The 20,761-nt window shown below is 70.1% G+C and carries 16 protein-coding genes; 13 read left to right on the top strand and 3 right to left on the bottom strand.

The genetic code is table 11. The features are described from left to right. Nucleotides 1-34 precede the first annotated feature (34 nt). From ACY34J_RS25375 to ACY34J_RS25355, 5 genes are all read left to right on the top strand, one after another. The gene (locus ACY34J_RS25375) at nucleotides 35-640 is read left to right on the top strand and encodes a YdbC family protein (protein ID WP_462728929.1); all 606 of its coding nucleotides are present in this window, start codon (nucleotides 35-37) and stop codon (nucleotides 638-640) included. A gap of 406 nt (nucleotides 641-1,046) precedes the next feature. Further along, the gene (locus ACY34J_RS25370) at nucleotides 1,047-1,961 is read left to right on the top strand and encodes an ADP-ribosylglycohydrolase family protein (protein WP_462728930.1); all 915 of its coding nucleotides are present in this window, start codon (nucleotides 1,047-1,049) and stop codon (nucleotides 1,959-1,961) included. Nucleotides 1,962-2,398: 437 nt separating this feature from the next. Continuing rightward, nucleotides 2,399-3,811 (top strand): DUF4153 domain-containing protein, encoded by a 1,413-nt coding sequence (locus ACY34J_RS25365; protein ID WP_462728931.1) that lies wholly within the window; start codon nucleotides 2,399-2,401, stop codon nucleotides 3,809-3,811. Nucleotides 3,812-4,199: 388 nt separating this feature from the next. Beyond that, the gene (locus ACY34J_RS25360) at nucleotides 4,200-4,907 is read left to right on the top strand and encodes a ribonuclease HII (RefSeq protein WP_462728932.1); all 708 of its coding nucleotides are present in this window, start codon (nucleotides 4,200-4,202) and stop codon (nucleotides 4,905-4,907) included. A 68-nt stretch (nucleotides 4,908-4,975) separates the two neighbouring features. Next, a complete protein-coding gene (locus ACY34J_RS25355; RefSeq protein ID WP_462728933.1) occupies nucleotides 4,976-5,593 on the top strand; it encodes a hypothetical protein in 618 nt (205 codons plus the stop codon). A 14-nt stretch (nucleotides 5,594-5,607) separates the two neighbouring features. Here ACY34J_RS25355 and ACY34J_RS25350 read toward each other — a convergent pair whose 3' ends face one another. Further along, on the bottom strand, nucleotides 5,608-6,276 hold the full coding sequence (locus ACY34J_RS25350; RefSeq protein WP_462728934.1) for a hypothetical protein: 669 nt from the start codon (nucleotides 6,274-6,276) through the stop codon (nucleotides 5,608-5,610). 207 nt (nucleotides 6,277-6,483) lie between these two features. Then, on the bottom strand, nucleotides 6,484-8,649 hold the full coding sequence (locus tag ACY34J_RS25345) for a RecQ family ATP-dependent DNA helicase (protein WP_462728935.1): 2,166 nt from the start codon (nucleotides 8,647-8,649) through the stop codon (nucleotides 6,484-6,486). A 151-nt stretch (nucleotides 8,650-8,800) separates the two neighbouring features. Here ACY34J_RS25345 and ACY34J_RS25340 point away from each other — a divergent pair, with 151 nt between their 5' ends. From ACY34J_RS25340 to ACY34J_RS25320, 5 genes are all read left to right on the top strand, one after another. Beyond that, a complete protein-coding gene (locus ACY34J_RS25340; protein ID WP_462728936.1) occupies nucleotides 8,801-10,249 on the top strand; it encodes a DUF4192 domain-containing protein in 1,449 nt (482 codons plus the stop codon). Between the two features lie 79 nt (nucleotides 10,250-10,328). Then, nucleotides 10,329-11,090, top strand: a complete 762-nt coding sequence (locus ACY34J_RS25335) for an NUDIX hydrolase (protein ID WP_462728937.1) — start codon at nucleotides 10,329-10,331, stop codon at nucleotides 11,088-11,090. Between the two features lie 422 nt (nucleotides 11,091-11,512). Then, on the top strand, nucleotides 11,513-12,400 hold the full coding sequence (locus ACY34J_RS25330; protein WP_462728938.1) for a FadR/GntR family transcriptional regulator: 888 nt from the start codon (nucleotides 11,513-11,515) through the stop codon (nucleotides 12,398-12,400). Between the two features lie 618 nt (nucleotides 12,401-13,018). Beyond that, the gene (locus ACY34J_RS25325; protein WP_462728939.1) at nucleotides 13,019-14,581 is read left to right on the top strand and encodes an RNA polymerase sigma factor; all 1,563 of its coding nucleotides are present in this window, start codon (nucleotides 13,019-13,021) and stop codon (nucleotides 14,579-14,581) included. A 171-nt stretch (nucleotides 14,582-14,752) separates the two neighbouring features. After that, complete coding sequence (locus ACY34J_RS25320) at nucleotides 14,753-15,583, top strand: S1 family peptidase (protein ID WP_462728940.1); 831 nt, start codon at nucleotides 14,753-14,755, stop codon at nucleotides 15,581-15,583. A 178-nt stretch (nucleotides 15,584-15,761) separates the two neighbouring features. On the opposite strand, the gene ACY34J_RS25315 is transcribed toward ACY34J_RS25320, so the two are convergent. Next, nucleotides 15,762-15,992, bottom strand: coding sequence for a DUF7455 domain-containing protein (locus ACY34J_RS25315; RefSeq protein ID WP_462728941.1), 231 nt, complete (start codon nucleotides 15,990-15,992; stop codon nucleotides 15,762-15,764). Between the two features lie 439 nt (nucleotides 15,993-16,431). On the opposite strand from ACY34J_RS25315, the gene ACY34J_RS25310 reads away from it, so the two are divergent. The 3 genes from ACY34J_RS25310 to ACY34J_RS25300 all read left to right on the top strand — a co-directional run. After that, complete coding sequence (locus ACY34J_RS25310; RefSeq protein WP_462728942.1) at nucleotides 16,432-18,555, top strand: DNA gyrase/topoisomerase IV subunit B; 2,124 nt, start codon at nucleotides 16,432-16,434, stop codon at nucleotides 18,553-18,555. Between the two features lie 116 nt (nucleotides 18,556-18,671). After that, entirely contained in the window at nucleotides 18,672-19,136 is a 465-nt protein-coding gene (locus ACY34J_RS25305) for a DUF485 domain-containing protein (protein WP_462728943.1), read from the top strand. Between the two features lie 11 nt (nucleotides 19,137-19,147). After that, nucleotides 19,148-20,761, top strand: a 1,614-nt coding sequence (locus tag ACY34J_RS25300) for a solute symporter family protein (RefSeq protein ID WP_462728945.1), incomplete at its 3' end; no start/stop codon positions are given.

Below are 20,761 nucleotides of genomic sequence, written 5' to 3'. Positions count from 1 at the left end.
ATGCACAACACGCCCAGGGCCGTACGATGGCGCGGTGCTGGTCAAGTGGATTCGCTGCACCGTGGTGGACCGCCGAGGTTTCGAGCGGGGGCAGCGAAAATGGGCGGGGCTACTCGGCGAGCCGGGGTTCCGGGGGCAAGGCGGGGGATGGAGTCGGTTGCGGCCCGGCGTCGTGCACCTCTTCGCCTTCTGGGAGAGCCGGGCGTTCTACGACTCCTTCATGGCGCGGTCGCACGACCGGCTCGCTGCCGCGCAGTCGGGGACGTTCAAGGACGCCCAAGTGCGGCTCTTTGAGCATCGATTCGATGTGAAGGTCGGCTTCCAGCCGTTCTTCGCGGACGCGGACGTGGCGCGCGTGGCCCACTGCCGTGTCCGGGCCGACCGAGTGGAGCACTTCATCCTGATGCAGGAGAAGGTCTGGAACCCGGCGATGGCAGGGTCGCCCGGCATGCTGCGCGGAACGTTCGGGGAGGCGCCCGGGAGCGAGTTCCTGGTGCTGTCCCTGTGGGATTCGGCGGCGGAGCACGGGAAATACCGGGCCGAGCGGGTGGAGCGGCTGGCCCTGCGAACGCAGATCGAGGCCGATGTTTCCGCGCTCGCGGGTGACGTGGTTCAGCTCGAACCGTCCTGGGCGGTCTGAGGCCACTGCGAGGGTCGGCGGCGCCGACCCGTCCGTACGTCGGAGGCCACCATCCACCGCGGCTGCCTCCGGAGACGAGATGTACGGCGGCGGCAGGCGCGGTCCGGCCCATGCGATCGTCCCCGTCCAGACCGGACCAGCTGCTGGTGCCGCGTCAGCCAGGGTTTGCCCGGTAGCGAGGTGACCTGGTGCGGTCAGCTGCAGGCGCCGGATCGGCCTCGTAGTGGGCCTATTCGGTCGATCGGGCAACGCAGCAGATGGCCGTGCCAGGGCGGCGAGCGGGGCAAACCCTGGCTGACGCGGCACTAGGCCGCGGACCGGCTGCGGGCGCAGGGGCGAGTGGCGGCGCGCGGCGGCCTGGGCGACGCCTGGGGCGTACGCCGCCACGGGTTAGAGTCGGAGCGATATGACCGCAGACCCCCGCCGCACTCGACGCCGTGCCCGTGCCCGTGCCCTCGCGAGCCTGCGCGGGCTGGCCGTTGGTGATGCCCTGGGCTCCCAGTTCTTCGTGCCGTCGAACTATCCCGCGCTCAAGCGGCGTGAGCTGCCGCCCGGCATCTGGCAGTGGACGGACGACACCGAAATGGCCTGCTCGGTGCTGGCCGTTCTGGTCGAGCACGGCCGCATCGACCAGGACGCGCTCGCCCGGTCCTTCGCCGAGCACCACGACTTCGACCGGGGCTACGGACCGGCCGTGAACCAGATGCTGCGGAAGATCCGCCAGGGCGTCGACTGGCGCGATCTGGCGTCCGGGCTGTTCAAGGGGCAGGGATCCTGGGGGAACGGTGCGGCGATGCGCATCGCTCCCCTCGGCGCCTGGTACGCGGGCGATCCGGAGCAGGCCGCCCACCAGGCGGAGATCTCGGCGTACACCACGCATCAGCACCGCGAGGCGGTGACCGGAGCCATGGCCGTTGCCGCCGCGGCGGCTCTGGTGGCGGACCCGGCCGGCTGTGGGGGACCGGAAGCACTGATGGACAGGGTGATCGAGCTCGTGCCGCGCAGCGCCGTGCAGGCAGGCCTGCGCCGCGCCCGCGACATGCTCGACTACGGTGACGCGACCACGGTCGCCGCTGTGCTCGGGTGCGGCCGCCGTACCAGCGCCCATGACACCGTGCCCTTCACGCTCTGGGCAGCGGCCCGCCATCTCGGGGATTACGCGCAGGCGATCTGGACCACGGTCCAGGTAGGGGGCGATGTGGACACCACCTGCGCGATCGTGGGTGGAATCGTCGCCGCCGCGGAAGCCGGCGCTCCGCCGCAGGACTGGCTGGAACGCACCGAACCTCTTCCGGAGTGGACCCCAGCCCCGGCGACTTGACCCCTGGGTGGCTTCTGTCACGAACGTGCCACAGACGCGTCTTGTGGCTGCGACAGAACGGGTCTCTGCCCCGAACCGGGCCTACCCTGACGGCCACGCTGTCGCGCCGATCTTGACCGGTGCACGCCGATGAGACACCGGGCCTGGTCGCCGCACTGCCGAGCGCTGAGCCGGCCCGGTCGGGAGGGGGTCCCGTGACCGACACACCGCCTACGGCTCCAGAACCGGACGAGCGGACGGAACCGCAGAAGCGGGAGCGTGCCGAGGAAAGACAGGACGCTGTCCCGGCGCCACCCGGCGCTCGTGTCCATCCGCAGCCTTCGCCCTACAGCGCAGGGCCGTGGCGCCCCGGCCCGCCTCCGCCGCCGCGGTGGCTGATCGCCGTACGTCCCGATCCGCCGGCCACCATCCGCCCCGCAACGTTGTGGGCGGCACTGGTGACCGCGACCGTGAGCGCCCTGCTCCTCGGAGAGGGAATGGGGATCAACCTTCTGCTCATCTCGGTCCCGGCACTTCTCGCCGCGACCTTCGCGGGCCGTGAGGCGGGCCGCCGGATCAGCACGTGGGCCATCGCCTGCGGCCTGGGCGCGCTCGCCCTGCTCGCTGTGCCGGCGCTGCGCGATGCCGGCTGGCCCAGCTTTCTGGCGATCTGCGCCGCCCTCGGCCTCGGCTCCCTCGCCTTGCATGGCACTCGGACCTGGCAGGGCACGCTGCTGGGGTCCATCGGTGTGCTCGGGGCTGTGCCCCCAGGAGCCCGCTGGGCCTGGCAGGGTGTACGAGAGCGTGCCGACGGGAGCCGTGACCGCTGGTGGCCGGTGGTTCGTACGGCCGGCGTCGCCGTTGTGCTTCTCGCTGTCTTCGGTGCGCTGTTCGCGGGCGCCGATGCCGCTTTCGCCGGTCTCCTCGGTGACCTGGTACCTGATGTGTCCATCGCCGACGGCCCGGTCCGTGCCGTCTTCTTCGTCCTGGGCCTGCTGGGCGCGATCGCCGCGGCCCGGACGGCCGCCGCTCCGCTGCGCTGGGACCGGATCGAGGTCGCGCCCGGACGCCCCCGCGGACGTCTTGAGTGGGCACTGCCGCTGATCGTTCTCAACGTCCTGTTCGCTGCCTTCATCGCCGTCCAACTCGCCGTGCTCTTCGGCGGCTACGACAAGGTGCTCAGCGAGACCGGGCTGACGTACGCGCAATACGCCCGCCAGGGATTCTGGCAACTGCTCTGCGCGACCCTCCTCACGCTCGTCGTCATCGCCTTCGCGCTGCGCTGGGCACCACGCGGCGCACAGCGCGACCGCTCCCTCGTGCGCGCCGTCCTCGGCACGCTGTGCGCCCTCACGCTCGTCGTGGTCGCTTCGGCGCTGCGGCGCATGGAGCTGTACGTCGGTGCCTATGGCCTGACCCGGCTGAGAGTGTCCGTGGCGGGAATCGAACTGTGGCTCGGCCTGGTCATCGTGCTGATCATGGCAGCGGGTGTCCTCGGTGGCCGATGGCTGCCCCGCGCCGTGGCGGGGAGCGCGGCAGCCGCGGTCCTCGCCTTCGGGCTGGTTTCCCCCGACGCACTGGTGGCCCGGCAGAACGTCCATCGCTATCAGCAGACCGGCAAGATCGACCTCGAGTACCTCCGGGAGCTCTCGGCCGACGCGGTCCCCGCGCTCGACCGGCTGCCGGAGCCCCAACGCTCCTGTGCCCTCGGGGACATACGGAGCAGGCTGGGATCCGGTGATGAGCCGTGGTACGCCACGAGCCTTGGTGAGTCCCGGGCCCGCAGGCTGCTGCGGCAGCGGCCGATTTCCGTCAGCCGCGACCCGTGCGGCCTTGCCGGGCTGTACGGAGCCGAGCGCGAGCCGTACTGACCAGGTCAGGCGATCCCGGCTTCCGCGCGCCCGCCTGGGGCCGGGATTCGCGCTGCGCTCGGTTCTTCACGAATGCGACAGCACAGCCGACGAGCGATCCCTCGGCCTGATCCGCAACGGCGCTGCCCCGCCGGGCAAACAGCTCGTCGGAGAAGTCGTGCGCCGCGGAATCGAGCGCGGTGACGTACGCCCGCACGTCACCGGGAACCTCGTGGCCGATGCTGTGCCCGTGCTGATGACGTACGGCTCGAAGGTGTGCGGCAGCGAACGTCGCGAAGAGGAGATCATCCAGGTTCCTCGACCAGAATCCTGCTGCCGCCGCTGTGACCGGACTTCACCTGAACCCGCCTGCCGCCGACCGGCCGTGGCGGCGTACTCTGTGTACGCCATGCCCTACGAACCGCCTACCCATCGCGTCGAGCGCTCACTGCGCGCCACCACCGGTGCCAGGATCGTCGCCGGTGTGGATGAGGTCGGTCGTGGCGCCTGGGCCGGCCCGGTCACCGTCTGCGCGGCCATAACGGGTCTGCGCCGGCCTCCGGAGGGGCTGACGGACTCCAAACTGCTCAGCCGCGAGCACCGCACGGCGCTGGCCGCGCATTTGGAGGGGTGGGTCACCGCCTACGCCCTTGGTCACTCCTCGCCTCAGGAGATCGACGACCTGGGGATGACAGCAGCCCTGCGCCAGGCCGCGGTACGGGCGCTGGAGGCACTCCCGGTGCGGCCCGACGCGATCATTCTGGACGGCAAGCACGACTACCTGGGTACGCCCTGGAAGGTCCGCACCGTCATCAAGGGAGACCAGTCGTGCGTCGCGGTGGCCGCCGCTTCGGTGATCGCCAAAGTGCGTCGGGACGCGATGATGGCCCAACTGAGCCCCGAACACGTGGACTTCGGCTTCGCGGAGAACGTCGGTTACCCCACGCCCGTGCACAAGGCGGCGCTGGAGAGGCTGGGGCCCACCGTGCACCACAGAGTCTCCTGGGCCTATATGGACGCGCTGCCGCGCTGGCGGCACCTCAAACGGGTGCGGAGCGGGCCGGCGGACCCGTTGGAATCCGGAGAGCAGCTGGGGCTTGACCTGTTCGACTTCTGAGCGGCCGAACCCGGATCCAACCCGCCCCGATGATGCGTACCGCACCCACGTTTGATAGACATCAGCTCATGCCTCTCATCCCCGAGGAGCCTCAGATTCACGAGAGTGTCCCGGGTCCCCGCGCAACTCCGGCCCCTGGCCGTGCCGCGTCGACCCCTCGTCCCGTTCCCGGTCCCGGCCCCCGTCCGGGGTCGATGCGGCCCGGCCGCCCCGGCCCTTCCCGCGGTGGCGCGTCGACGCCGTCCCAGCGTGGTTCGCGTGACGCCGCCAAGGCTGCACCTTCCTCCTCCGGCCCGCAGATCCAGCTGATCCCCGCCTCCGCGGAGGGCGCGCTGGACGCCGCCGAAGAGGCGGTGGACCTGCTGCTGGACTCCGGCCGCGCACCGAGCGACATCCTCGTGCTGACCACGGGTGACCAGCACCCGTGGGCCGCGCACGAACTGTCCTTCGGCGAGGCGTCGTACTGGGCGCAGCACGACGCCCGCGACGATGTCTTCTACGCCGACGCCGACGCCGCGGTCGCCGGGCGCGCCGCCGGACGTGCGGTCGTGGTCGTCGCCGTCAACGGCGGTACGGATGACGCCGCCGCTCGCGCGCTGCCCGCCGCGATGGCCAAGGCCGGTGTGCTGCTGATCGTGTGCGGTGACCCGCAGCGGATCAACTCGCTGGTCGGCGCAGGCGTCTGACCGAGGGCGTCGTCTCAGCAGGCGGCTGTCCGGCGCTGGGCGTCCGGTGCGCCGCCCGCGACGCGCCGCAGGGCTCTTGAGGTCTCGCGCGGGCGGTCGGCCTCGGTCGGCTCCTCCTCGGCAGGGGCGGACGGGAAAGCCGCCACGGCCGACTGCGAAGCGGAATGCGGGCGGCGGCCGCCACGACCCTCGCCCAGCACCTGCCAACCGCCTCGGGTCAGCGTGATGTAGGCGCCGCAGCGCAGGCCGTGCAGGGTGCAGGCGTCGCGCAGTCCCCACATCCAGGCGCCGTCCGCCTCCGTCCAGCGGGCTTCGCCGTCCCGGCAGTACAGGAGTACGGCCGTTCGGACCGGTGCCCGGCGCCGCAGGTCGTGGGCGATGACCCTGCGAAGGTGGTCCAGCAGGGCGTTACGGCAGACCCAGCCGTCAGCGGCATTCGCGCCGAAGGCGAAGGAGGCGCTGGCAGCGACTCTCTCCTCCTGGTCGAGGACTGCGACGACGGCCGTCGAAGGTGTCGGCGCGTGACGCGTGTGCAGACCGGTGACGACCTCGCGAGGATTGCGCAGCAGAGGGATCTCGGCCGCGGCCCACTCCGCGGGCTCGAGCATCCGGCCCAGGCGAGAAGCGGAGTCGGCGGCCGCGGGCAGGGACGCGGCCGGGGACGGAGCGAAGCCGAAGGTCACGTTTCTCCCTTCGTCTGGACGCCCGCGCTTCGGGCAGCGATCTCCATCGGGGCGCACCGCAGCAGAACCCATCCCGACCGCGGACGGTTCGGTGCGAGGAGCACTCCCAATTCTTGCGGCCGAACTGACAAGCGGCAATGAGCATTTAAGGCCGTCGGCCGAAATACTCCGGTGCGCCGTCTATATCCCTGCCCGTATCGCGTTGGCTCACCCCTGTACGGCGAGGACCAGCGGAAACACCCCCTCCGCCCCTGCCCGCCGAAGCAGTCGGGCGGCGACCGCGAGCGTCCAGCCGGTGTCCGTAAGGTCGTCCACCAGCAGTACGGGGCCGGCCGCCGAGGCCAGCGCCTCGGACAGCGCGCCAGGCACGGTCAGCGCGCCGTGCAGGCTGCGCAGCCGCTGCGCGCTGTTGGACCGCGGCATCCTGGTGTCCGCCTCCTCGCTGGTGTACGCGACGGTGCCAAACAGGGGCATCCTGCCCACCGCCGCGATACGTTCGCCGAGGCTGCGGATCAGTTCCGGCCGAGTGCGTGAGGCCACGGTGACGACCCCCACGGGGCGAGCCGGGGGGTCCGGCTCGCCGGAGGCCCAGCCGCCGGGCCCCTTCGCCCAGTCGGCCAGCACCTTCACCACCGCATCGACCACATCGTCCGGAACCGGACCGTCTCCAGCCTGCGGGGAGAGCATCGGGCGCAGCCGGTTGCCCCACCCAATGTCGGACAGCCGCCCGAGGGCCCGGCCGGGGAAGGCCTGCTCACCTGCCGGAATACGTCCCTTGAGACCGACACCGACCGCCGTGAGCCCGCTGGGCCACATTCGGCGCGGCTCCACCTCCACACCAGGCCGCCCCAGCGCGCCACGGGCGGCGTCAAGGGAGCCGGTCGACACATCCGCCGTGAAGCGGGCTCCCGAGCAGTTGTCGCAGCGTTCGCAGGGCGCCGCTGCCTCGTCGTCCAACTGCTGCCGCAGGAACTCCATCCGGCACGCTGTGGTGGAGGCGTAGGCCCGCATGGCCTCCTCCTCGATCGCCCGTTGCCGGGCGACCCAGGCATAGCGCTCCGCGTCGTACGTCCAGGGCCGGCCCGTTGCCGTCCAGCCACCGCGCACCCGCTGCACGGCACCGTCGACGTCCAGGACCTTCAGCATCGTCTCGAGGCGGGACCGCCTCAGGTCGACCTGCGGCTCGAGGGCGGGGAGGGACAGCGGCCGCTCGGCCTGCGTCAGCACCTCGAGCGTGCGGCGCACCTGCTCCTCGGCGGGGAAGGCGAGTGAGGCGAAGTAACGCCAGATGGCCTCGTCCTCCTGGCCTGGCAGCAGCAGCACCTCGGCATGTTCCACTCCGCGGCCCGCGCGTCCCACCTGCTGGTAGTAGGCGATGGGGGAGGAGGGAGAGCCCAGGTGCACCACGAAGCCCAGGTCCGGCTTGTCGAAGCCCATGCCCAGCGCGGATGTGGCGACCAGGGCCTTGACCCGGTTGGCGAGCAGATCCTCTTCGGCCACCCGGCGGTCGGCGTCCTCGGTTCTCCCGGAGTACGAGGCCACGGCGTGGCCGCGCTGCCGCAGGAAGGACGCCACCTCATCAGCCGCCGCGACCGTCAGCGTGTAGATGATCCCTGAGCCTGGCAGCTTGTCGAGGTGGTCGGCGAGCCAGGCCAATCGGTGCGCCGCGTCCGGCAGTCGCACAACGCCGAGGCTGAGGCTCTCCCTGTCCAGCGGCCCGCGCAGAACGAGGGTCGCCGCGCTTCCGTCACCTGTGCCGAGCTGCTCTGCGACGTCCGCGGTGACGCGTGCGTTGGCCGTTGCGGTTGTGGCGAGCACGGGAACCCCGGGCGGCAGGTCCGCGAGCATCGTCCGCAGCCGCCGGTAGTCCGGCCGGAAGTCGTGTCCCCAGTCGGAGATGCAGTGGGCTTCGTCGACGACGAGCAGGCCCGTGCTCGCAGCGAGCTTGGGCAGTACCTGGTCACGGAAGTCGGGGTTGTTCAAGCGCTCGGGGCTCACCAGCAGCACATCCACCTCACCGGCGGCGATCTCCGCCTGGATGGCGTCCCACTCCTCGGTGTTGGCGGAGTTGATCGTGCGCGCGCGGATCCCCGCCCGCTCGGTGGCCCCGACCTGGTTCCGCATGAGCGCGAGGAGCGGCGAGATGATCACCGTCGGGCCGCTGCCGGCCGCTCTCAGCAGGGCCGTGGCAACGAAGTACACCGCCGACTTGCCCCACCCGGTGCGCTGCACGACGAGGGCTCGGCGGCGGTCCGCGACCAGCGCCTCGATCGCCCGCCACTGGTCCTCGCGCAGGCGGGCCGTTCCGCTGGTGTCCCCGACGAGTCGGGCCAGTACGGCATCAGCGGATGATCGCAGCTCTTCGTTGCTCATGCCCCCATGCAACCCGATGCCCCCGAGAACGCGCGAACGCACCGGCGAACCTGTGGAAAACTCCGCGTCCACAGCGTTAGTGGGACAAGATTCCGGAGTTAGTTATCCACAGGGCTGGTGGAGCCGGGCAGGGGACCGGCACCGTCGTGGCATGACCAAGCACACCGAACCGCCCCAGCCGACCGCCGACGACCAGATCACCTTGCGCAGCCCCGCCGAACTCGCCGATGCACTCCCGTATTTGATGGGTTTCCACCCTGATGACAGCATCGTGATGGTCACGGTGCACGGCGACCGAGGCCGCTTTGGCGGCCGCCTCCGGCTTGGCATCCCGAGCAACCGGGAAGAATGGCCCGACGTCGCTGATCAGCTCGCCGAGTGCCTGGTGAGCGGCAGCCAGAAACGCGGTCACCGGCCCGACGGCATCATCGTCTTCCTGTGCCAGGATCCGGCCGACGGGGAGACGGGGCAGGACGTGATGGGGCGGCTGCGGCCGCTGGCTCAGCGCCTGCGCACGGCCTGCGGGGCACTCGACGTGCCCGTACTCGAAGCCCTGTGCATCTCTGACGGCCGTTTCTGGTCCTACTGCTGCCCGGACGGGCGCTGCTGCCCCAGCACGGGCACTCCCCTCGCCCTGCCCGGCACATCAGTGATGGCGGCAGCCGCCACTTATGCGGGGATCCAGGTCCGCGGCTCGCTCCGGGAGATGGAAGCCCGCCTCGCCCCCTGGGAGTCGCCCGCCGCTGCCGCGCAAGAAGCGGCGTTGGACGCGGCCTGCGCCGAGCTCGTGCCGCGGATCCTCGGGGGAGTGGCCCCGGATACGGTCTGCGAGGAGACGCTCGACCTCGTCCAACTGCTGATGGGACGTCTCGCCGACGCGCCACCCGCCGTGGGCCCCGACGATGCCGACGCCCGTGACGATTCCCTCATCGCCAACGACGAGGCAGCCGCGATCATCCTCGGGCTACAGGACCGTACGACCCGGGACCGTGCCGCGGAGTGGATGGAAGGGACGGAAGCCGAGCGGGCTCTGCGGGTGTGGCGGGCGCTCGCCCGCCGCTGTGTCGGAGCCTACCGGGACCACGCCGCACCGCCCCTCACACTGGCGGGCTGGGTGTCGTGGTCCTTGGGAGACCAGCCTGAGGCCCGGGTGGCTCTGGGGATGGCCCTGCGGGCGGACCCGGATTACCTGTTCGCCAAGCTCCTGCACCAGGGGGCGAACGAAGGTCTCGATCCGGAGGTGCTGCGCCGCTGCCTCCGCCGGGAGCGGGCCGCTCGCGGCACGGGCCGGTCGCCGTCCGGTGATCCGGTGGACCGTGAAGCGCCGACCGAGGAAGCCCCGGTCCGTGAGGCGCCGGCCCATGGAGCACTGACAGGGGAGGCGCCGGCGCAGGTCTCGCCGGACCAGGAAAGGCCAACCGAGACTCCGGAGCGCACCGTCCAGGAGCCCGCCGCGCGCCGCGCCCGTCGAGCCGGCCGCGCCTCTGGGCGGCCTCCCGCCGACAGCACGCGCGATCGCACCCGCCCCGAAAGCCCCTCCGGCCGAAGGCGCACCCGTCGGCGCACGGGATCGCGCGGAGCGAAGCACCAGGGAACGTAAGAGCACCGCAGTAGGAGAGGACCAGTGATACGGGGCCCGGGGGCCTGATTATCGTCAGGCAGACGACTATGATCGCGACATGCCCTACGACCCGTCGGCTTTCCCGCCCTTCGCTGTCACCGTCGACCTGGTCGTGCTCACCGTGCGTCGGCACGCACTGTGTGCGCTCGTCGTACGCCGTGGTGAGCCGCCGTTCCAGGGGCGGTGGGCGCTGCCGGGCGGGTTTGTCCGGGCTGACGAGGACCTTGAGGCAGCTGCGGCTCGCGAGCTCGCCGAGGAGACCGGGCTTCAGGCGGCCGATCCCACGGGCCCGGCACCCGTCATCGGTGCGCACCTCGAACAGCTCGCCACCTACGGTGACCCCAAGCGCGACCCTCGCATGAGAGTGGTGAGCGTGGCGCATCTCGCCCTCGCCCCCGACCTGCCCGCGCCGCGCCCTGGCGGCGACGCGCACGGCGCGCGCTGGGCCCCCGTGGAGGAGCTGCTCGGCCAGGAAGGAGGCACCGGCCGAGAAGGGGAGCAGGCCGCCCCGCTCGCCTTCGACCACGCCCGCATTCTCGCCGATGGCGTGGAGCGCGCCCGGTCCAAAATCGAATACTCCTCCCTGGCCACGGCGTTCTGCCCGCCGGAGTTCACCGTGGGGGAGCTGCGCAGGGTCTACGAGGCGGTCTGGGGAGTCGCCTTGGACCCGCGCAACTTCCACCGCAAGGTGACGGGCACGCCGGGATTCCTGGTCCCCACCGGCGGTACGACGACCCGTCAGGGAGGGCGTCCTGCACAGCTTTTCCGCGCGGGAGGTGCCACGCTCCTCAACCCGCCCATGCTCCGCCCCGAGGTCTGAGCGGGTTCAGGACGAGGCACCGGGCCACCCCGCCCGCGCCACTTTCTCCTGCTCACCGCCGCGCGGGAGTTCCCGCGCCCAGGATCCGCCCCAAATCCCTTTGTTTTCCGATGCCTTCGGCGCCGGGCCGGCTCGGGCCTCTCGCCTGGGGTTTTCTGCCCACCTCGCCGCGCAACCGACGGGAACTGCACTTGGGTTGTCGCTCTATGCCCTCGTCTGTCCTATCTGCTCGAAGGGTTGCCACGGAAGGCCAAGCTGAGGTCAAGAAGCGCCACCTGCTCGCATGAAGCGCCCATAATTCCGCGAAAACCGCCCATTTACTTCCGATTGAGCGTCAATGATGAGGTGATGGGCGATCACCCTTTCGTGTGCTTTTCACCAAAGAACTCAAGGGTGCCCGGAGCGTCGCCGACAAATGATGCGTGAGTACCCTTGCGCACACCATGATGACCTCGGCTCGCCCCGTCGACTCCGGCCTCGCCGGCTCGGGCGAGCTTGACCGCTACCCCTACGGCGAAGCCTCGGGCACCGACCGCACCGGCACGACCTCCTGGGAGGGGGCAGAGGCCGAGATGGGCCGCGTCGGAAGGCGCGCGGCCGGCAGCCGAGGCCGCGGGCTGCACGGCCAACTCGTCCAGCAGCTGGGCCAGATGATCGTCTCCGGTGATCTCGGTGCCGACCGCCCCCTCGTCCCGGAGGAGATCGGCCAGCGCTTCGAGGTCTCCCGGACCGTCGTCCGCGAGTCCCTCCGCGTTCTCGAGGCCAAGGGCCTGGTCAGCGCGCGACCCAACGTCGGCACTCGGGTCCGGCCCGTCAGCGACTGGAACCTCCTGGACCCCGACATCATCGAATGGCGGGCGTTCGGGCCGCAGCGCGAGGACCAGCGGCGCGAACTGTGTGAGCTGCGCTGGACCATCGAACCCCTGGCAGCCCGTCTCGCCGCCGGCCACGGCCGGGAGGACGTACAGCAGCGGCTTGCCGACATGGCGGAGATCATGGGGCGCGCCGCGGCGCAGGGCGACAATCTCACCTTCTCCCGGGCCGACACCGAGTTCCACGCCCTGCTGCTCCAGCTGGCGGGCAACCGCATGCTGGAGCACCTGTCGGGCATCGTGTCGGCAGCCCTCCAGGTGTCCGGCGGCCCGACCACCGGCTGCGACCGTCCGGGAGAGCCATCTGTGGGTCACCACTCGCGCATCGTCGAGGCGCTCGGCAGCGGCGACGGTGCTGCTGCCGAGTCCGCCATGCGCCAGCTGCTCACCGTTCACCCCGAGGTCGAGCGCGTGGTGCCCGCACCGCGTGAGCACTGAGGCGCCGGAGCAGGGGCCGTGCCGCCGGATCCCGGGATCCGGCGGCCTCGACCACCCGGGTGACACGCTGGCCGATGCCCTGACCGCAATGGGATCGACGTGACTCCGCCCCCACCTGAAAGGAGGGGGGCTTCCAACCCGAGGGTTGCGGTCCAGCCCGAACCGATCCCTTGCGGGACGAAAGGGAAATATCACAGGCCAGGGAAGCGATTCCCCCACCGGCTAAGCCGGTGGTCCCCTCGCTGGGAGACTGATGGGGCCGACTCCGCGGTCACTGAGCGGCCGACGACGCGGTCGGCGCTATGAGGGCGCGGCGAGAAAGCGGGGACGGCCGGAAACTTCCAGTCCAAGAGAGATTTGACATGATACGCCCGGTTACCCGCCGTTCGAACCTGCTGCACGGTGTGACTCGGGCCACGTGGATTGGGCGTAACACTCCAACGGGAAGCGCGATGACCTAAGAGGTGAAAGTCGCTGGAGGAATACGGACGTCGTTCGTGGCGCTGTCTTCTCCTGCGGTGCCGCCCGCGCCGTCGGTCCATCCCCGCCGGCGGTCGTCGGCTCCGGTCCATCATGGACGGGGCCGGAAGCCGTTCCCATCGTTCCGAGAGGTTGTTCGTGTCGGCCAGCACATCCCGTACGCTCCCGCCGGAGATCGCCGAGTCCGAGTCTGTCATGGCGCTCATCGAGCGGGGAAAGGCTGAGGGGCAGATCGCCGGCGATGACGTGCGTCGGGCCTTCGAGGCTGACCAGATTCCGCCAACCCAGTGGAAAAATGTTCTGCGCAGCCTCAACCAGATCCTCGACGAGGAGGGTGTGACGCTGATGGTCAGTGCCGCACAGGCGCCCAAGCGCACCCGCAAGAGCGTCGCAGCGAAGAGCCCGTCGAAGCGCACCGCCACCAAGACCGTCGCGGCCAAGACGGCCACGGCCAAGAAGGCCGCCGCATCCCCCGTACCCGCCGAGGAGCCCAAAGCCGCGGACGCCGCCGCCGATGAGGCAGTGACGGCGCCCGCCAAGAAGACCGTGGCCAAGAAGACCGCCGCGAAGAAGACGGCCACGAAGAAGACCGCGGCCAAGAAGACGGCGGCGAAGAAGACCGCCGCGAAGAAGGACACCGAAGAGCCGCTCGGGGACGAGGCGCTTGAGGAGGCCGTGCCCGCGCCGGGCAAGGCCGGCGCCGAGGCCGAGGCCGGCCCGGAGAGCGAGGGCTTCGTGCTCTCCGACGAGGACGAGGACGACGCCCCGGCGCAGCAGGTCGCCGCGGCCGGTGCCACCGCCGACCCGGTCAAGGACTACCTCAAGCAGATCGGCAAGGTGCCGCTGCTCAACGCCGAGCAGGAGGTCGAGCTCGCGAAGCGCATCGAGGCGGGCCTGTTCGCCGAGGACAAGCTGTCCAACTCCGACAAGCTGGCGCCCAAGCTCAAGCGCGAGCTGGAGATCATCGCCGAGGACGGCCGCCGCGCCAAGAACCACCTGCTCGAGGCGAACCTCCGTCTGGTAGTCTCCCTGGCCAAGCGCTACACCGGCCGCGGCATGCTCTTCCTGGACCTCATCCAGGAGGGCAACCTCGGTCTGATCCGCGCCGTCGAGAAGTTCGACTACACCAAGGGCTACAAGTTCTCGACGTACGCCACCTGGTGGATCCGTCAGGCGATCACCCGCGCGATGGCCGACCAGGCCCGCACCATCCGTATCCCGGTGCACATGGTCGAGGTCATCAACAAGCTCGCGCGTGTGCAGCGCCAGATGCTCCAGGACCTGGGCCGCGAGCCCACCCCGGAGGAGCTGGCCAAGGAGCTCGACATGACCCCCGAGAAGGTCATCGAGGTCCAGAAGTACGGCCGTGAGCCGATCTCCCTGCACACTCCACTGGGTGAGGACGGCGACAGCGAGTTCGGTGACCTCATCGAGGACTCCGAGGCGGTCGTCCCGGCCGACGCGGTCAGCTTCACGCTGCTGCAGGAGCAGCTGCACTCGGTCCTCGACACGCTCAGCGAGCGCGAGGCGGGCGTGGTCTCCATGCGGTTCGGTCTCACGGACGGCCAGCCCAAGACGCTGGACGAGATTGGCAAGGTCTACGGCGTGACGCGTGAGCGCATCCGTCAGATCGAGTCCAAGACGATGTCCAAGCTGCGTCACCCGTCCCGTTCTCAGGTGCTGCGCGACTACCTCGACTGATTCTCGGCTCGTCGCCCGATTGGGCGTGCCTCGAAAACACTTCGCAGTCGGCCCGGAATCTCCCCGAGATTCCGGGCCGACTGTTTGCACGGTGCAGCCGTCCGGGTGCGCTTCGTAGCCAATTGGGTCACTCTGGGTGTGCAAGCTGCCCCACAGAGTGAGGAGTCGGGTATGCGTCCCTTTTCCCGAGTGCTGATCGGCGCGCTGGCGCTGGCAACGTCCACCGTCGCACTGCCCCTTGCGGCACCCGCGCCGGCCGCTGCGGACGGCGTGGTGATCGGAGGGCAGCAGGTCTCCGTGTCCGACAGCCCCTGGGTGGTGGCTCTCGGCAGCCGTGAACGGTTCGGCAGCAACCGGTCGGGCCAGTTCTGCGGCGCCGTCGTGGTCGGCCCGAAGACCGTGATGACCGCGGCGCACTGCATGAGCCGGGAGGTGCTGGGGCGGAGCCTCGCCGAGGTGAGCGACCTACGGGTCATCACGGGCCGGGACAATCTGCAGGGCAATAGCGGGCAGGAGGTGCCCGTCGTGCGGACCTGGGTCAATCCGGCCTACGACCCCGTGTCCAATGCCGGTGACGTGGCGGTCCTCACGCTCGCGAGTGCTCTGCCCGCGCGATCCGTCCTCCCGGTCGCAGGCCGCGGCGACGCCGCCTACCTGCCGGGGACGGCCGCCGCGGTGTACGGCTGGGGGGACACCACCGGCCTGGGTACGTACGCGTCGCAGCTCCGCGCCGCGACGGTCCAGGTGCTCCGGGACTCGGCCTGTGAGCAGGCGTATCCGGGGAGCGCGGCCGGCCGTTACGACGCCGCGACGATGGTGTGCGCCGGCAGCCCGTTCGGCGGGCGCGACGCCTGCCAGGGGGACAGCGGAGGGCCGCTGGTGGCCCGTGGCCGGCTGATCGGGCTGGTGTCCTGGGGGAGCGGATGCGGACAGGCCGGCAGGCCGGGCGTCTACACCCGGGTGTCGCAGGTGGCTGGGCTGGTCGGCGCGCACAAGCAGTGACGCCCAGTGATGGCGTCCGTACGGGGCGCGGAGCGCTCCCTTCGGAGTCGACCGTGCGACGCCGCCGGGTCTCGAGGCCTGGGGAGCGTACGACGAGAGTGAGCGGCCGCCCCGCCATCGGGGTGGCCGCCCACCGGCCGACCAGAGGCCGGCCTTCGCTCGTCGTGGACGCGATGTGTCAGCGTTCGTCGTCAGACGCCGTAGCCGGTACGGAGGTGAGTCGGTCGGTCTCGTCCTGTATCTCCGCGGCGATCTTCTTGAGTTCCGGCTCGAACTTGCGCCCGTGGTGGGCACAGAACAGCAGTTCTCCGCCGCTCATCAGGACGACGCGCAGGTAGGCCTGGGCGCCGCAGCGGTCGCACCGGTCAGCGGCCGTTAGCGGGCTCGCGGGGGTCAGAACAGTAGTCACGTCGCCTCTTCTCTAGCTCGACGAGCTGTCGTACCAGGGTCAACATCCAACCAGGCCGAAAACGTTCCCGCTCGTGCCTTTTCCTCGAAAATTCCCTCCGAGGCGGCTGGATGTCGCCGGTTGGCGGCGAATGAGCCGTAGTGCGTTGCTTACGTATTCATCGCGCTTGTCATGGTTTATGTGGTTTTCCCCCCGGCTGGGTTGCCGGTTGTTCATGAGGACGTGCCCGGAGCCTAAATGGTTCATGCCTGTAAGGGAACGTGATGTACACGTCACCCCTTCGAGCGATCGAACGTACGAGCGACTCTCTATTACCATGGGCCTACTCCTGGGTGGCGGCGCAAAGGCTCTACCAGGCCTCGGTACCCTCTGTCCGGCAACCCAGACACCACTGTGCCCGTACCGGGCCAGCCGAGAAATTCAGCGAGGAGCGAACCACGTGACCGCCGAGACGTCCGTGCCGTCCACTGCGCTGCTGACCGGAGCAGACCGAGACGGTTCCAACTACACCGCTCGGCACCTCCTCGTCCTCGAAGGGCTGGAGGCCGTGCGCAAGCGGCCCGGCATGTATATCGGCTCCACCGACAGCCGCGGCCTGATGCACTGCCTCTGGGAGATCATCGACAACTCGGTCGACGAGGCACTCGGTGGCTACTGCGACCACATCGAGGTCGTGCTGCACGACGACGGCTCGGTCGAGGTGCGGGACAACGGGCGCGGTATCCCGGTCGACGTCGAGCCGAAGACCGGCCTCTCGGGCGTTGAAGTGGTCATGACCAAGCTGCACGCGGGCGGAAAATTCGGCGGTGGCTCGTACGCGGCCTCCGGCGGTCTGCACGGCGTCGGTGCCTCGGTCGTCAACGCGCTGTCCGCCCGTCTCGACGTGGAAGTGGACCGCGGTGGCCACACCCACGCCATCAGCTTCCGCCGCGGGGTGCCCGGCATCTTCACCGAGTCCGGCCCGGACGCGCCGTTCGACCCGGCCAACGGGCTGCGCAAGGTGAAGAAGGTGCCCAAGACCCGGACGGGCACCCGCGTTCGCTTCTGGTCGGACCGCCAGATCTTCCTCAAGGACGCCAGGCTCTCCCTGGACACCCTGTACGCGCGCGCCCGCCAGACCGCGTTCCTGGTCCCCGGCCTGACCATCGTCGTACGGGACGAGCGGTGTCTCGACGGGCAGGAGAAGCCCGTCGAGGAGGTCTTCCGCTTCGACGGCGGCATCAGCGAGTTCTGCGAGTACCTCGCACCGGACAAGGCCGTGTGCGATGTACTGCGGCTGTCCGGGCAGGGCACCTTCAAGGAGACCGTGCCCGTCCTGGACGACCGGGGGCACATGACCCCCACCGAGGTCACCCGCGACCTCGGCGTCGATGTCGCCCTGCGCTGGGGCACCGGTTACGACACCACCGTCAAGTCGTTTGTGAACATCATCGCGACACCCAAGGGCGGCACCCATGTGGCCGGCTTCGAGCGGGCCATAACGCGGACCGTGAACGAGGTGCTCCGCTCTACCAAGCTGCTGCGCGTCGCCGAGGACGACGTCGTCAAGGACGACGCGCTGGAGGGTCTGACGGCGGTCGTCACGGTCCGGCTGGCCGAGCCGCAGTTCGAGGGGCAGACCAAGGAGGTGCTCGGCACCTCGGCCGCCTCCCGGATCGTCGCCAATGTCGTCGCCAAGGAGCTCAAGGCCTTCCTGACCTCCTCCAAGCGCGACGCCAAGCAGCAGGCCCGCGCCGTGCTGGAGAAGGTCGTCGCGGCGGCCCGTACGCGCATCGCGGCCCGCCAGCACAAGGAGGCGCAGCGGCGGAAGACGGCGCTGGAGTCGTCCTCGCTGCCGGCGAAGCTGGCGGACTGCCGCAGTGACGATGTGGAGCGCAGCGAGCTGTTCATCGTGGAGGGCGACTCGGCCCTGGGCACCGCCAAGCTGGCGCGGAACTCGGAATTCCAGGCGCTGCTGCCCATTCGCGGCAAGATCCTCAACGTCCAGAAGTCGTCGGTCTCCGACATGCTCAAGAACGCCGAGTGCGGCGCGATCATCCAGGTGATAGGAGCGGGCTCGGGCCGGACGTTCGACATCGACCAGGCCCGGTACGGAAAGGTGGTGATGATGACCGATGCCGACGTCGACGGCTCGCACATCCGCTGCCTTCTGCTCACGCTCTTCCAGCGCTACATGCGGCCGATGGTCGAAGCGGGCCGGGTCTTCGCCGCGGTTCCGCCCCTGCACCGGGTCGAGCTGATCAACCCTAAGAAGGGACAGGACAAGTACGTCTACACGTACTCCGACAACGAGCTGCGGGAGACGCTGCTGGAGTTCCAGCGCAAGGGCATCCGCTACAAGGACAACATCCAGCGGTACAAGGGCCTCGGCGAGATGGACGCGGACCAGCTGGCGGAGACCACGATGGACCCGCGTCACCGCACGCTGCGCCGGATCAACATCGGCGAGTTGGAGGAGGCCGAGCGCGTCTTCGACCTGCTGATGGGAAACGACGTCGCGCCGCGAAAGAACTTCCTCGCCAACTCGGCGGCCACCCTGGACCGTTCCCGCATCGACACCTGAGTTCACCTCGGCGTCACCAAATGGGGTGAAGGTCCGGGATTGGCGCGTCCCGGATCTACCGCTCTGTCCATCCTTGGGCCTGCGGACGATGTGTCCGCGGAGCAAGGAGACTTCGGGTGGACAAGCACGACGAGCGCACGGGCGACACGGTCCGGCTCGACGACCCCTGGTATGACGTGATCGCTTCCGGCTGGGTCGAAACGGCCTATGAGTCCTCGCCCCGGCCGGCGGCCGACCACCCGGCGCAAGCCGTCACCGCCGCCGACTGCTATCTGGAGATCCAGCGGAGCCCGGCCTTCCAGGAGGTGCGCAGGCGCTACCGCGGTTTCGTGCTGCCGGCGAGCATCGCCTTCCTTACCTGGTACTTCGGCTACGTGATCGCCGCCACGGCCGCCCCCGGCCTGATGGCGCGCCCGGTCGTCGGTGCGTTCAACATCGCGATGCTGGCAGGGCTCGGGCAGTTCGCCACGACCTTTCTGCTCACCTGGGCCTACGTCCGGCATGCGCGGCTGCGCCGGGACCGAGCCGCACTCGACCTGCGGTGGGAGACGCAGGAGTTGACCCGGGAGCACGTCCGATGAGCGGCCAGCCCGTGTCGGCGCAGCACCAGACCCTGGCGCTGGTGCTGTTCAGCGCGTTCGTCGCCACGACCCTGGTGATCACCACGTGGGTGAGCCGCAGACGCCGGGGATCGGCCGAGGAGTTCTATGCCGGCGGGCGTCTCTTCTCTCCCCTGGAGAACGGTTTCGCCATCGCCGGTGACTACATGTCCGCCGCCTCCTTCCTCGGCATGTCCGGGCTGATCGCCCTCTTCGGCTACGACGGCATGCTCTATGCCGTGGGCTTTCTCGTCGCCTGGCTGCTGGTTCTGCTGCTCGTCGCCGAACTCGTCCGCAACTGCGGACGCTTCACCATCGCCGACGTTGTGGCGGCCCGGATGCGGGCGAAGCCCGTACGGATCGCGATGGGCACCGCATCCGTCACCGTCTCCGTTCTCTACCTCGTCGCTCAGATGGTCGGCGCGGGCAGCCTGGTGTCGCTGCTGCTCGGCGACTTCGGCTCGCCGTCCCCCGGATCGTCGGCCATGGCAGACCCGACCACCTGGACGGTGGTCGGCGTCGGGGCGCTGATGGTGATCTACGTCGTGCTCGGCGGGATGCGGGCCACGACCTGGATCCAGATCGTCAAGGCCGTGCTGCTCCTGGGCGGGGCCGCCGCGCTCACCGGCTTTGTGCTCATCCGCTTCCACGGCGACCTGGGCGCGCTGCTCACCACCGCCGCCGAACGCAGCGGCCACGGCCGGGACTTTCTCGCCCCGGGCCTGAAGTACGGCGCCGACTGGACGGCCCGGTTCGACTTCATCAGCCTCGGACTGGCGCTCGTCCTCGGCACCGCCGGGCTGCCGCACATCCTCGCCCGCTTCTACACCGTGCCCACCGCCCGCGCCGCCCGCCGCTCGGTCGTCTGGTCGATCGCGTTGATCGGCAGCTTCTACCTGATGACGATCGTGCTCGGGTTCGGCGCCGCCGCGGTCGTCGGCTCCGACGCGGTACGGTCCGCCAACTCGGCCGGGAACACAGCCGTTCCGCTGCTCGCCCTGGACCTGGGCGGAGGGGCCGGTTCCACTGGCGGCACGGTGCTGTTCGCGGTCGTCGCGGCCGTCGCGTTCGCCACCATCCTCGCCGTCGTCGCCGGTGTCACCCTGGCTTCTTCCGCGTCCGTCGCCCATGATCTGTACGCCTCGCTGCGCAGCAGCACGCGCGAGGCCTGGAGTGAGGTCGCGGTGGCGCGTGCCGCCGCCATCGCCACCGGGGTCGTGTCGATCGCCCTCGCCCTGCTCGCCCAGAACCTGAATGTGGCGTTCCTGGTCGGTCTCGCCTTCGCCGTGGCCGCCTCCGCGAACCTTCCCGCGCTCCTGTACGCCCTGTTCTGGCGGCGCTTCACCACGCGTGGCGCGGTCTGGGCCGTGTACGGCGGACTTCTGCCGGCGGTGGTGCTGGTGCTGCTCTCGCCCGTGGTGTCCGGCAGCCCGGAGGCGATCTTCCCGGGGCTGGACTTCGCCGTCTTCCCGCTGCAGAACCCGGGCCTGGTGTCCGTCCCGCTGGGTTTTCTCGCCGGCTGGCTGGGCACGGTGACGTCCCGCGAGGCGGCCGACCCGGCCAAGCACGCCGAGACGGAGGTGCGCGCCCTCACCGGAGCCGGTGCG

It is taken from the genome of Streptomyces sp. HSS9-12, from assembly GCF_054963655.1.
Note: the sequence above shows the minus strand (reverse complement) of the source record. Positions and strands in the feature narration are given on the sequence as shown.

Excerpts from the sequence above, each read along its gene's own strand:
- ACY34J_RS25370 (WP_462728930.1), top strand. The coding sequence starts at position 1,047 with ATGACCGCAGACCCCCGCCGCACTCGACGCCGTGCCCGTGCCCGTGCC.
- ACY34J_RS25360 (WP_462728932.1), top strand. The coding sequence starts at position 4,200 with ATGCCCTACGAACCGCCTACCCATCGCGTCGAGCGCTCACTGCGCGCC.
- ACY34J_RS25355 (WP_462728933.1), top strand. The coding sequence starts at position 4,976 with ATGCCTCTCATCCCCGAGGAGCCTCAGATTCACGAGAGTGTCCCGGGT.
- ACY34J_RS25345 (WP_462728935.1), bottom strand. The coding sequence starts at position 8,649 with ATGAGCAACGAAGAGCTGCGATCATCCGCTGATGCCGTACTGGCCCGA.
- ACY34J_RS25340 (WP_462728936.1), top strand. The coding sequence starts at position 8,801 with ATGACCAAGCACACCGAACCGCCCCAGCCGACCGCCGACGACCAGATC.
- ACY34J_RS25335 (WP_462728937.1), top strand. The coding sequence starts at position 10,329 with ATGCCCTACGACCCGTCGGCTTTCCCGCCCTTCGCTGTCACCGTCGAC.
- ACY34J_RS25320 (WP_462728940.1), top strand. The coding sequence starts at position 14,753 with ATGCGTCCCTTTTCCCGAGTGCTGATCGGCGCGCTGGCGCTGGCAACG.